The 12,457-nt window shown below is 68.1% G+C and carries 11 protein-coding genes; 6 read left to right on the top strand and 5 right to left on the bottom strand.

What is annotated here, in order from left to right; genetic code table 11:
* Positions 1 to 7 precede the first annotated feature (7 nt).
* Complete coding sequence (locus U5771_RS15525) at positions 8 to 856, top strand: LysR substrate-binding domain-containing protein (RefSeq protein WP_322024790.1); 849 nt, start codon at positions 8 to 10, stop codon at positions 854 to 856.
* Between the two features lie 24 nt (positions 857 to 880).
* Here U5771_RS15525 and U5771_RS15530 read toward each other — a convergent pair whose 3' ends face one another.
* Positions 881 to 1,771, bottom strand: a complete 891-nt coding sequence (locus tag U5771_RS15530; protein WP_322024791.1) for a LysR substrate-binding domain-containing protein — start codon at positions 1,769 to 1,771, stop codon at positions 881 to 883.
* Between the two features lie 153 nt (positions 1,772 to 1,924).
* On the opposite strand from U5771_RS15530, the gene U5771_RS15535 reads away from it, so the two are divergent.
* Complete coding sequence (locus U5771_RS15535; RefSeq protein WP_322024792.1) at positions 1,925 to 4,978, top strand: FAD-binding and (Fe-S)-binding domain-containing protein; 3,054 nt, start codon at positions 1,925 to 1,927, stop codon at positions 4,976 to 4,978.
* Between the two features lie 84 nt (positions 4,979 to 5,062).
* Here U5771_RS15535 and U5771_RS15540 read toward each other — a convergent pair whose 3' ends face one another.
* The 3 genes from U5771_RS15540 to U5771_RS15550 all read right to left on the bottom strand — a co-directional run bounded on the left by U5771_RS15540 (position 5,063) and on the right by U5771_RS15550 (position 8,123).
* Positions 5,063 to 5,365 (bottom strand): XRE family transcriptional regulator, encoded by a 303-nt coding sequence (locus U5771_RS15540; RefSeq protein WP_322024793.1) that lies wholly within the window; start codon positions 5,363 to 5,365, stop codon positions 5,063 to 5,065.
* Between the two features lie 94 nt (positions 5,366 to 5,459).
* Entirely contained in the window at positions 5,460 to 6,614 is a 1,155-nt protein-coding gene (locus tag U5771_RS15545; RefSeq protein ID WP_322024794.1) for a branched-chain amino acid ABC transporter substrate-binding protein, read from the bottom strand.
* Positions 6,615 to 7,220: 606 nt separating this feature from the next.
* Positions 7,221 to 8,123, bottom strand: a complete 903-nt coding sequence (locus tag U5771_RS15550; RefSeq protein ID WP_322024795.1) for a DMT family transporter — start codon at positions 8,121 to 8,123, stop codon at positions 7,221 to 7,223.
* 57 nt (positions 8,124 to 8,180) lie between these two features.
* On the opposite strand from U5771_RS15550, the gene U5771_RS15555 reads away from it, so the two are divergent.
* From U5771_RS15555 to U5771_RS15570, 4 genes are all read left to right on the top strand, one after another.
* Entirely contained in the window at positions 8,181 to 9,161 is a 981-nt protein-coding gene (locus U5771_RS15555; RefSeq protein ID WP_322024796.1) for a LysR substrate-binding domain-containing protein, read from the top strand.
* A 162-nt stretch (positions 9,162 to 9,323) separates the two neighbouring features.
* A complete protein-coding gene (locus U5771_RS15560) occupies positions 9,324 to 9,983 on the top strand; it encodes a nitroreductase (protein WP_322024797.1) in 660 nt (219 codons plus the stop codon).
* Between the two features lie 33 nt (positions 9,984 to 10,016).
* A complete protein-coding gene (locus U5771_RS15565; protein WP_322024798.1) occupies positions 10,017 to 10,484 on the top strand; it encodes a sodium:proline symporter in 468 nt (155 codons plus the stop codon).
* Between the two features lie 155 nt (positions 10,485 to 10,639).
* Complete coding sequence (locus U5771_RS15570) at positions 10,640 to 11,113, top strand: hypothetical protein (RefSeq protein ID WP_322024799.1); 474 nt, start codon at positions 10,640 to 10,642, stop codon at positions 11,111 to 11,113.
* A gap of 73 nt (positions 11,114 to 11,186) precedes the next feature.
* Here the strand turns inward: U5771_RS15570 and U5771_RS15575 are convergent, their stop codons facing one another.
* On the bottom strand, positions 11,187 to 12,359 hold the full coding sequence (locus U5771_RS15575; RefSeq protein ID WP_322024800.1) for a porin: 1,173 nt from the start codon (positions 12,357 to 12,359) through the stop codon (positions 11,187 to 11,189).
* Positions 12,360 to 12,457 lie beyond the last annotated feature (98 nt).

Below are 12,457 nucleotides of genomic sequence, written 5' to 3' on the forward strand. Positions count from 1 at the left end.
GAATGACATGAAAAAGCTCGATCTCGATGTGCTGGCGATGGTGGTGGCCGTGACGGAGTCCGGCTCGTTCGCGCAGGGCGCGCAAGCGGTGCATCGGTCGCCGTCGGCGGTGAGCATGCAGATCAAGGCGCTGGAGGACGCGCTCGGCAAGCCGCTGTTCATCCGCGACACGCGCAACGTCACGGCCACCGGCGACGGCCGCATGCTCGCCGAATACGGCCGCCGGATGCTGGCGATGCGCGACGAGGCGTGGGCGTCGGTCGTGCGGCCGGAGATCCGCGGCCGCGTGACGATCGGCGTGCCCGACGACTACATCTCGTCGCTGCTGCCGCAGGTGCTCGGCAAGTTCGCCGCGATGCATCCGCGTGTCGAGGTGCGCGTGATCGGCCAGCCGAGCAGCGCGCTCGTGCCGATGCTGAAGGACAACACCATCGATCTTGCCTGCCTCACGCGCATCAAGGGCGTGACCGGCGAGCTGGTGCGGCGCGAGCCGATCGTGTGGACGGGCTCGGCGAAACGGAACGTCTGGGAAGAGCGGCCGCTGCCGGTCGCGCTCTTCACGCACGGCAGCATGGCGCGCGATCACGCGCTCAAGGCGCTGAACCGGCAGAAGATTCCGTTCCGGATGTCATACGAAAGCCCGAGCTTCCTCGGCTTGCTCAGCATGGTCGAGGCCGGCCTCGCGATCGCGCCGCTCGCGCGCTGCAGCATTCCCGCGCATCTCGTCCAGCTGTCGCAGAACGAAGGGCTGCCGCCGCTGGACGCGATCGAGGTCGTGCTGGCGCGCAGCGCACAATCGGCGCGCCCGCCGTGCGACTACCTCGCCGAACAGATTCTCGACGAATGGCGCGCGTGATCGCGCGGTCCGTCCGCGGGCGCGTCAGCACGATTTCAGCAGCCATTCCCGAAACGCCGCCAGCGACGGCAGCGTGTCGTTTTCCGGCGGGTACACAAGGTAGTAGCTGCGCTGGCTGGTGATCGCGTCGCCGATCGACACGAGCTCGTTGCGGCTCAGCTCGTCCTCCACCAGCACCTTCGGCACGAGGCCGATCCCCATCCCGGCCCGCACGGCCTGGATCAGGTGCGACGTCAGCTCGAAACTGGGGCCGATGCGCATCTCGCGATGATCGAGCCCGAAATGCGAGAACCATTCGGCCCACGCGTGCTGATTGCTGGTCACGCCCAGGAGCGTTTGCCCGGCCGCCCATGCCGGCGCGCGCGGGCCGGCCTTGCGGCGCCCGGCCGCGTCGGGGCTCGCGATCGCGATCAGGAACTCGTTGTACAGCCGGTGCGCGTGCAGGCCGGGCCAGTCGCCGGCGCCGACGGTGATGGCCGCGTCGAGATCGTCGGTATGGAAGTCGATGCCGCCGATCCGCGAATGCAGGTGCACGGTGACGCCCGGATGCGTGGCATAGAAATCGTGCAGATGCGGCAGCAGCCATTTCGAGCCGAAGGTCGGCAAGGTCGCGAGCCGCAGCGTGCCGGCGCCGGCCTGGTGCGACATCGCCTGCAGCGTCGCGCCGCGGATGCGCCCGAGCGCGCCGCTCAGCTCGACGAAGTAGCGCCGCCCGACTTCCGTCAGCTTCACGGAGCGGCCCTCACGCCGGAACAGCGGCACGCCGAGCTGATCCTCGAGCGTCTGGACCTGCCGGCTGATCGCGCTCTGGCTCAGCGACAACTCGTCGGCCGCGCGCGTGTAGCTTTCGTGCCGCGCGGCGGCCTCGAACACCAGCAGCAGCGACATGGACGGGGTCAGGCGACGGTAATTCATGAGTTTTATGCAAGTTTTGCCGGGGGAGAATTCGTTTGTTTCTCGCGCTAATTAGCAAGATACTGGATTTCCGGGTTGCGTGGAATCTTGCTCAAAACTCATGTTTCTGATCGATCCAGCGCACCGGCCCCACCCACCTCGCGCCTCCATCCCATGTCGATCGCTCCGTTGCCCCGTCCCGCCCGCCCGCCCGAGGGCCGTTACCGCGACTTTCTCGCCGCCCTCCAGGCGGCCGGATTCGCCGGCGAAATCCACGCGGACCATGCGAACCGGACCGTGCAGGCGACCGACAACTCGATCTACCAGCGCCTGCCGCAGGCGGTGATCTGTCCCGCGCATGCGGACGACGTGCGGCTGCTTGCGCGCCTGCTCGCGGAACCCGCGCACCGCGACGTCGCGGTGGCGGCGCGCGGCGGCGGCACCGGCACCAACGGGCAGTCGCTGACCGACGGCGTGGTCGTCGACCTGTCGCGCAACATGAACCGGATCCTGGAAATCAACGCCGACGAGCGCTGGGTGCGCGTGCAGGCGGGCGTCGTCAAGGACCAGCTCAATGCCGCGCTGAAGCCGCATGGCCTGTTTTTCGCGCCGGAGCTGTCGACGTCGAACCGCGCGACGGTCGGCGGGATGATCAACACCGACGCGAGCGGGCAGGGCAGCTGCACGTACGGCAAGACGCGCGACCACGTGCTCGCGCTCGACTTCGTGCTGATGGGCGGCGAGCCGTTGCACAGCGACGCGCTCGCGGACGACGAGCTGGAACGCCGCTGCGCGCGGCAGGACCGGGTCGGCAAGGTCTATCGCACCGCGCGCCGGATCAGCGACGAAAAGGCCGCGCTGATCGACGCGAAGTTTCCGAAGCTCAATCGCTGCCTGACCGGCTACGATCTCGCGCATCTGCGCGAGCCGGACGGCCGCTTCAACCTGAACAGCGTGCTGTGCGGCGCGGAGGGCTCGCTCGGCTTCGTCGTCGAGGCGAAGCTGAACGTGCTGCCGATCCCGAAGTATTCGGTGCTGGTCAACGTGCGCTACGCCGGCTTCATGGACGCGCTGCGCGATGCGCGCGCGCTGCTCGAACGCAAGCCGCTGTCGATCGAGACGGTCGACTCGAAGGTGCTGATGCTCGCGATGAAGGATTTCGTGTGGAGCAGCGTGGCCGAGTATTTCCCGCAGGACGACGCGCGTCCGACGCTGGGCATCAACCTGATCGAATTCAGCGGCGACGATGCCGACGACGTCGATGCGCGCGTGCGTGCGTTCGTCGAGCACCTGCGCACCGACACGAGCGTCGAGCGATTGGGCCACACGCTCGCGACCGGCGACGACGCGGTGAAGCGCGTGTACGCGATGCGCAAGCGCGCGGTCGGCCTGCTCGGCAACGTGCAGGGCGAGGCGCGCCCGCAGCCGTTCGTCGAGGACACCGCGGTGCCGCCCGAGAACCTGGCCGCGTACATCGCCGAATTCCGCGCGCTGCTCGACGGCCACGGGCTGCAGTACGGGATGTTCGGCCACGTCGACGCCGGCGTGCTGCACGTGCGCCCGGCGCTCGACATGAAGGATCCGAAGCAGGCCGCGCTGGTGCGGCCGGTATCGGACGCGGTGGCCGAGCTCACGCAGCGGCATGGCGGCCTGTTATGGGGCGAACACGGCAAGGGCGTGCGTTCCGAATATGCGCCGGCGTTCTTCGGCGAGCTGTATCCGTCGCTGCAGCAGCTGAAGGCCGCGTTCGATCCGCACAACCAGTTCAACCCGGGCAAGATCGCGACGCCGCCGGACAACACGCTGCGGCTGCTGAAGATCGACGAAGTGCCCACGCGCGGCGACCACGACCGGCAGATCGACGAGCGCGTGTGGCAGAGCTACGGCACCGCGATGCACTGCAACGGCAACGGCGCGTGCTACAACTTCGATCCGGACGATGCGATGTGCCCGTCGTGGAAGGCGACGCGCGAGCGCGTGCAGTCGCCGAAGGGGCGCGCGTCGCTGATGCGCGAATGGTTGCGTCTGCAAGGACAGGCCGGCATCGACGTCGTCGCGGCGGCGCGCGCGCGGCAGCCGTTCATCAGCGGCCTCGTGACCCGCTGGCGCAACAGCCGTGCCGCGCGCAACGGTGAAGCCGACTTCTCGCACGAGGTGTACGACGCGATGGCCGGCTGTCTCGCGTGCAAGTCGTGCGCGGGGCAGTGCCCGGTCAAGGTCAACGTGCCCGAGTTCCGCTCGCGCTTTCTCGAGCTGTATCACCAGCGCTACCTGCGGCCGCTGCGCGACTACCTGATCGGCTCGCTCGAATTCACGATGCCGTGGATGGCGCGCGTGCCCGCGCTGTACAACGGCCTGATGCGCGCCGGCTGGGTGCGCACGCTGCTCGAGCGGCACGTCGGCATGGTCGACAGTCCGCTCCTGAGCCGCTTCGATCTCGCGGCCGTGATCCGCCAATGGAACGTGCGGCCGGCCGATCCGCAGGCGCTCGCCGCGTTGAGCGATGCGCAGCGCGCGCGCAGCGTCGTCATCGTGCAGGACACGTTCACGCGCTATTTCGACACCGAGCAACTGGCGACGCTGATCGAGCTGGCCGCGCGCCTCGGCTTCCAGGTGTGGCTGGCGCCGCTCGCGCCGAACGGCAAGGCGCTGCACGTGCAGGGCTTTCTCCGCGCGTTCGAGCAGGCGGCGATCCGCAACGCGACGCAACTGGCCGCGCTCGCGCGCCCGGGTGTCGCGCTCGTCGGCCTCGATCCGGCGATGACGCTCACGTATCGGCAGGAATACCTGAAGGTGACGGGGCTCGCCGAGGTGCCGAAGGTCGCGCTGCCGCAGGAGTGGTTGCTGGATGCGATGCCGGAAGGCGGGGCCGGCGCGGGCGACGTATCGGCAGCGTACCGGCTGCTGCCGCATTGCACCGAGAAGACCAACGCGCCGGACAGCGGCAAGCAGTGGGCGCAGGTGTTCGCGCGTCGCGGGCTGCGCCTCGCGGTTCAGGCGGCCGGGTGCTGCGGGATGTCGGGGACCTACGGGCACGAGGCGCGCAACCTGCAGACGTCGCGGAGCATCTATGCGCAATCGTGGGCCGCGCATGTCGATGCGCCGGATGCGCAGGGTGAGGCGCTGGCGACCGGGTATTCGTGCCGCAGCCAGGTGAAGCGCATGTCGGCGCGGCAGGTGCGTCATCCGCTGCAGGCGCTGCTCGAGCAGGTGCGGGCGGCGGGGTGACGGGCGGGCGGGGCGTGTGGCGGTATCGTTCGCGTGCCGGAATCGAACGGCACATGCGGTGCTGCTACCGACGCACGTCGCGGCTCAGGAACCGGCTTTCGCGGGCTTCCGTGAACGCGGCTTGCCTGCCGCCGGAAACGCGCCGACGCCGCGCGGGCGTTTCGGCTCGATGCCCGTTTTACCGATCACGTGCCGGAAATCGATCTCGTGCGCGGCGAGCGCGCCGATGAGTGTCGCGATGACCGCGAGGTGGGAAGGAACGGTGCCCTTGCTCGAATAGTTCGTGATGGAACTTTCGTTCATCCGGATCAGACGGGCGAACTCCCGCGCCGTCAACTGCGCTTTCTTCAACTCCTGTTGAAATTCCGCATACGCCATTGCACACATGTCGCTTCATCTCCGCAAAACTTGAATCGGCGCCGCGCGGCGCCGGCGCCGGCGCCGACGGGTGGCGTTCCCGTCGTGCCGGCGTCGCGAGGCGTTACATCTTCACCTGGTCGAGGAAGGTCTTCTTGCCGCTCTTGTAGCCGTAGATCGAGATGATCCCGTGCGTCAGGTCGCCCTTCGCGTCGAACGTCGTCGTGCCGATCACGCCTTCATACTTCGTCGACGGCATCGCGGCGAGGATCTTCGCCGGGTCCGTCGAGTTCGCGCGCTTCATCGCGTCGACCGCGATGTAGACCGCGTCGTACGCGAACGGCGCATCGAACTTGATGCCCTGGTTGAAGCGCTTCTGGTACTTGGCGAGGAACGCCGCGCCGCCCGGCATCTTCTCGAGCGCCGCACCGGCCTGCGAGCACAGCACGTTGTCGGCCGCCGGGCCGGCCAGCTCGGCCAGCGAGTCGGTGCACACGCCGTCGCCGGACAGGATCTTCGCGCGCAGGCCGAGCTGCTTCGCCTGCTTCGCGAGCGGGCCGCCGGTGGCGTCCATGCCGCCGTACATGATCGCGTCCGGGTTCTCGCCCTTGACCTTCGTGAGAATCGCGCGGAAGTCGACCGCCTTGTCGTTGGTCGCGTCGTGCGACAGCACCTTCAGGCCGAGTGCCTTCGCCTTCTTCTCGAATTCGTTCGCGAGGCCCTGGCCGTACGCGGTCGAATCGTCGATCACCGCCACGCTCTTCACGCCCTTCGACTGCGCGTAGCTCGCGAGTGCCGGGCCTTGCTGCGCGTCGGTCGCGACCACGCGGTAGGTCGTCTTGAAGCCTTGCTGCGTGTAGGTCGGGTTGGTGGCCGACGGCGAGATCTGCACGATGCCCGCGTCGCTGTAGATCTTCGAGGCCGGGATCGACGTGCCCGAGTTCAGGTGGCCGATGACGGCAACGACCTTGTCGTCGACGAGCTTCTGCGCGACCTGTGTGGCCTGGCGCGGGTCGGCCGCGTCGTCCTGCGCATCAAGCTGCAGCGTGATCTTCTTGCCGCCGATCGTCAGGCCCTTCGCATTGATTTCCTCGACCGCGAGGCGCGCACCGTTCTCGTTGTCCTTGCCGAGGTGCGAAATGCCGCCCGTCGTCGGTTCGACGCTGCCGATCTTCACGACCTGGTCGGCCATCGCGCCCGACGCGGCCGCAAATGCGGCGGCTGCCAGTGCGACGGTGATCAGGGGTTTGCAGCGCATGCCGACAGTGCTTCGTTCCATCTGCCATCTCCGTTGATTGATATTTCTATTGCCGCCCGGTCGGCCGCGCGCCCTTGTGAGGCGGTCGGTGTGCCGGACGCGTCTTCACGACCCGTGACGGGTTCGGCTTGCATGTCGCCGGGTTGTCGATGCGACGAACGACACCGGCGCCGGGCAGTGCCCGAGCGAGCGGGCGCTTTCGTCTGACGACACGCAATTGGTATGAATATATCCGAACCCGTTTGCGACCGCTTCGCCGACTTGTCCAGCCTTGCGCAAATGTGAGGCGATGGCGCGGCGGGTTTCGCGGTTCGTCGCGCCGGGGTAGCGGTCTTGCGCGGTCGATTGCCTCGATTATTCGACCGGGCCGATCCCGGTGACCATGGACAGTGCGATGCAATCAATCGGGAACTGTTCGGTCGATTTGTCTGCACAGTTTCATCGCCCTGCCGCGGCGAAGTCGTCATCCACTTGTTGCAACTAACGGTCAGGTCCGGCCGCGTCGACGAATGGCTGCAGCCGGACTGGTTCAGCGTGTGCGTCCGGATTTGCAGACGACGGGGCCGGCTCGGCCGGCCCGCTGCCGGATCGTTCGGACCGGCGTTGCCATCCGGCGCGGCCGCATGCCTACGTCCGTCCGCGCAAGGCCACGCATATCACGCCGACAATCGCCAGCAGGCCGCCGCACACCGTCTCGATGCCGGGCCGCTCGCCTGTGAGCGCCATCGACAACCCCGTCGCGACGGCCGGTGTCAGGTAGAGGAAATTGGCGGCGCGCGCCGCGCCGAAGTAGCCGAGGGCGAAAGTCCAGGTCGCGTAACCCAGCGCGGCGGGAAAGATGCCGAGCACCAGGACGGCGAGCGCCGTGTCGCGTGACGCGCCGCCGCCGAGCGACGCGAGCGCGCCGGGCAACCACGGCGTGAGCAGCAGCGCACCGGCCAGCAGCGTATACGCGGCGCAGGGCAGCGCGCCGTACACCGGAATCAGCCGCCGCTGCAGCACGAAATAGCTGGCCGAACACAGTGCCGCGCCGAGAATCAGCGTGCTGCCGGAGCCGAGGACGAGACCGCCCGGCTGTCCGTGCGCGATCACGGCGATGCCGGCCAGGCTGACCAGCGAACCGAGCCACCCCCAGCGATTGAAGCGTTCGCGCAGAAACACCGCGGCCAGCACCGCCGTGAAGATCGGCAGCGTGTTCACGATGAAGCTCGCCGCGCCGGCCGACACGGTCTGCTCGCCGGTATTGAGCAGCGCGTTGTAAAGTGCGATGCCGAGCAAGCCGCAGACGAGAAAGCGCACCGCGTCGCCGTTGGCCGGCATGCGAGGCCGCCGCCACGCGAGCCATGCGATCACGAGCACGGCCGCGGTCGCGAAGCGGGCGGCCGCGAGTTGCAGCGGGGCCAGCCCGTGCAGGCCGATCCGGATGAACGGGAAGGCGGAGGCCCACGAGACGATCGTGAACGCCACCGCGCCGGCCGCGACGAGCGGCAGTCGCGCGTGGCGCGACGAGGAGGAAGAGAGCGTGTTCATGCGGCAATGGTGCGGCGTGGCGAGATGTTAAGCTAGCGCACAGATCAACCAGCGGGTATGAATATGGCTCACAGCTCGGTGCGACGCCGGGCCGATGGCTCGGCGCGCACGCGGCAGCGTGTGGCGGACGCGCTGTCGTCGGTCACGCCGGCACCCGGCCCGCGGCCGCCGCTTGCGAGCCTGGAGACTGTCTGCACGGTGGCGCGCCAGGGTTCGTTTCTGGCGGCCGCCGACGTCTCCGGTGTCACGCACGGTGCGATCAGCCGGCGTGTGGCCGCCGTCGAAAACTGGCTGGGCATGGCGTTGTTCGAACGTCATGCGCGCGGCGTGCGGCTGACGCCGGACGGCCAGCGCTTCGTCGGCCGGATCGAACAGGCGTTCGCGATCATCGACGGCGCGGCCGACCAGTGGCGCTCGCCGCGTACGCCGCGACTGGTCAGAATGAGCGTGGTGCCGGCGTTCGCGCAGCTCTGGCTGCTCGAGCGCCAGCATGCGCTCGAGAGCGAGGCGCCCGCGTTGCGCATCGAGCTCGGCATCGAGCTTCGCAATGTGGATATCGCGGCAGGCGAAGCGGATCTGTCGATCCGGTACGGACGCGGCAACTGGCGTCAGCTCGAGACGCGCGAGTTCATGCCGGAGGCGCTTTATCCGGTCGCGCATCCGCGGCTCGCCGCGCAACTGGCCGCGCTGCGCCGTCGAAGCGGCGATGCCGCGCTGCTCGAGATGCCGCTCCTGCACGATTCCGACGTGACCGGCTGGCGTACCTGGTTCGACGCGCTCGGCATTCCGTTCAAGCCGCGCGCACAGGACCGCCGTTTCGAGGACTACAACCTGGTGCTCGCGGCGGCCGAAGCGGGGCTCGGCGTGGCGCTGGCGCGGATGCCGCTCGCGGATGCGTATCTCAAGCGCAGCGCGCTCGTTCGCGTGAGCCGGCATGAGGTCGAGTCGCCGCTCAGGTATCACTTCGTGCATGCGAAGGGCGAGAATCGTCCGGAGGTGCTCGCGCTGATGGCACGGATGCGGGCGGCGCTGGGATAGGCGGCCGGGGCGTCGAGGTGCGCGACGCAGGCGGCGAGGATGTCGCTGCCGCTCGACCCGGGATACCGGATCGTCGACAATGCGACCGCGGAAAACCGCGGGATCCGACAGATAAACGAGAATCGAGCGTGTTGAACCGTTCGAATGCAGAGGGAATGAGGAATGAATAGACCAGACAAGTCGTCGAAAGCGCGTGCGGCGCTCGACCAGCTGTTTTCGGGCATGGCGCCCGCGGACGCGCAGCAGCGCGCGTCGCGCCCGGGCAACCCGTTCGAAGCGGCAGGCGACCCCGCCGGCGCCGACGGCCGCGTCGAAGTCACGCTGTCGACGAGAATCCAGTTGCGCGGCTATCCGGGCGCGGACGCGTTCATGAAGCGCATGGCCGAAGCCTGGGGCCTCACGTGGGGCCCGTACGACGCCGTGCGGGCGAGCGCGACGCTGCCGGCCGGCTGGCGCTCGCGCCGCCTTCCGGAAGTCACGCAGATCGTCGACGAGCGCGACGTGCTGCGCGCGGAAAGCAGCCTGCAGGGCGGCGAGATGTCGTATCTGAAAGTGCATCCGCGCTACTACATCGATGCGCGCAAGGGGTTCGGCTGGCGCAAGTCGTCGAAGGCGTCCGACGATCCGGATCTCGACGGCCCCGACTGGAACTGCTACGTGATGGATCGGGAAAAGTCCGTCGAAGTGCACGAGCTGACGACGTCGTCGTCGAAGGCCGATATGGACAACGCGCGCGCGACGTTGCTGAAATGGCTCGACGAGCACTACCCGAAGCATCGCGATCCGTTCGCGTACTGGACGGACTGCGAACGTCCGCTGTAAGGCCGCACGGCGCGCTGCCGCCGCGGAGGGCAATTGAAACAGACCGGTCCGGTCCCGATTCTGTGGGCAGCGTTCGGCGCGGCGCTCGGCTCGACCGTCGTCGAGCTGCTGCTCTGGCCGATCGCCGGCGACGACGCGATTCACAACCTGCTTCGCGACGCGCGCCTGACGGCCGCCCTCGTGATGGGGCGGTCCGTGCTCGGCGCGTCCGCGGGCTTCGATCCGACGATCATGGGCGTGGCGACGCTGGTGCATGCCGCGTTGTCGCTGGCCTATGCGGCCGTGCTGGCGAGGATGGTCCGCAACCTGTCGCGTGGCGCCGCGCTGCTCGCGGGCGGCGCGTTCGGGCTCGGGCTCTACGGCGTCAACCTGCACGCGTTCACCGCGCTCTTCCCGTGGTTCGTTCCGGTGCGCGGCGCGATCACGCTGGTTGCCCATGTGGTCTTCGGCGTGACCGCGGCGGGCGTCTACTGCATGGTCCGGCGGTCGCCGCGCGCATGATCGCCGGCGGTTCCCGCGTCACGCATTCGCATCCCGACCCCTGGAATAATCCGGCACGCTACATCGTCTAATGGTCGGGTGACCCTATACGAATCCGCGCGTCGTCCGTGACGCCCAGGGTCGAGTGGTCGGGGGCAACAATGCAGGAGCCGATCATGTGCAAGTTGTTTCGGTTCGGGATGGGCGTCGTCTGTCTCGGCTGTTCCATGTGTGTGCTGGCGCAAACGTATGACGACTCGCCGGACGAAGGCGCCCGTTGCCGTGCGGTCGTCGCGCAGGCGGAAATCGACGGTACGGAACAGCAGATCGTCGGGCGCGCGTGCCGGCAAAGCGACGGCACCTGGCAGATGATGCAAGGCACGGACGGCAGCATCGTGTGGTATCCGGACACCGCCTATCCGTACGCCGACCCGTGGTACTGGGGGCCGGCGGTTTTCGTCGGCACGGGCGTCAGTTTCGTCTTCATCGACCGTTTCCATCATCGCCATCACTTCGACCACTTCGGTCACGTCGGCCACTTCGACGGGGGCATGCGCGGCCGCGTCGGCGCGCCGATGGGCACCGGCTTTCACCATGGTCCGCCGGTGGTCGGCGGGATGCACGGGTTCGGCGGCATGCATCGGCATTAGACCTGCGCACGCGGCGCGGCGGACGCACACCGCAGTGCGCGTCCGCCGCGTCATCGCGAGGTGACGGGTGCCGTCAGAACTTGTGGCGGATGCCGACGATCGCGAGTTCCTGCGTATCGGTGCCCGAGTTCACGCCATACGAGCCGACCGATGCCGCGGCCTTCACGATCGCGCCGCTCGCGTTCAGCGTATTGCCGCTCGCCTTCTGGTAGCCGAACAGCGCATACAGGTCGGTGCGCTTCGACAGCGCGTAGTCCGCGCCGAGGTTCACCTGGTTGTAGTGCGCGGAGGCCGGGCCCGTCAGCGACGTGTAGTTGTAGCCGACGCCCGCGCGCAGCGCCGGCGTGAACTGCCAGTTGAAGAACGCCGAGCCGTTGTTGAACTTCGCGTTCTGCGTGAAGGCCGACAGCGTGTCCGCGCCGTACTGCGTGTTCGAATACGCGAGGCCGAAGGTCGCCGGTCCGGCGACGTACTGGCCGGCCACGCGCACGATCTGGATCGACTTCGCGCTCGAGAAACCCTGGTTGATCACGGTGTTGAACAGCGTGTCCGAGCTGCTCGACCACGTGCGCACGCCGCTCGCGACCGTCGAGCCGCCGTTCGCGAAGAAGTAGCCGGCGCCGAGCGACAGCGGTCCGTTCGCGTAGCTCAGGCCGAAGCTGTAGGTGCGGCCGCTGCCGGTCGCGCCTGCGACGCCGCCGAAGCCGTACAGCGCGGCGAACTGGAAGCCGGAGATCAGCGGGCTCGTGTATTTCACCGAGTTGCTGACGCGCAGGCTGTTGTCGTAGTTGTCGAGGTCGCCCGGCGTCGCGAACACGCCGCCGAAGTAGTTGTCCTCGGTGAGGCCCTGCACCAGATCGACGACCGGATCGTACTGGCGGCCGAGCGTCACGGTGCCGTAGGTGTTGCTCGCGAGGCCGACGATCGCCTTGCGGCCGAACTCGCGGCCGCCCTGGCCGAGCGCGCCGGTGCCGATGTTGAAGCCGTTCTCGAGCTGGAACAGCGCGGACAGCCCGCTGCCGAGATCCTCGATGCCGCGCAGCCCCCAGCGGCTGCCCGACAGGTTGCCGCTGCTGAACCTGACGAGGTTCGACGCATTGCCGCCGTTGGCGTTCTGCACGTTGTGCACGTACGCGATGCCGGCATCGACGATGCCGTACAGCGTGACGCTGCTTTGCGCGTGCGCGCCGGCGGCGCAGAGCGAGGCCGGAAGGGCGAGCAGTGCGAATGACCGGATTCGTTTCATTGTTGGATTCCCCCGTTGGTCGATAGGTCTGACGAGTCGGGAAACGATACGGACGGCGCATCGTCGAGGGAACCAATAAATTGTCGAATCGTTATGAG

The organism is Burkholderia sp. BCC1977 (assembly GCF_905339595.1).
Taxonomy (GTDB): Bacteria; Pseudomonadota; Gammaproteobacteria; order Burkholderiales; family Burkholderiaceae; genus Burkholderia.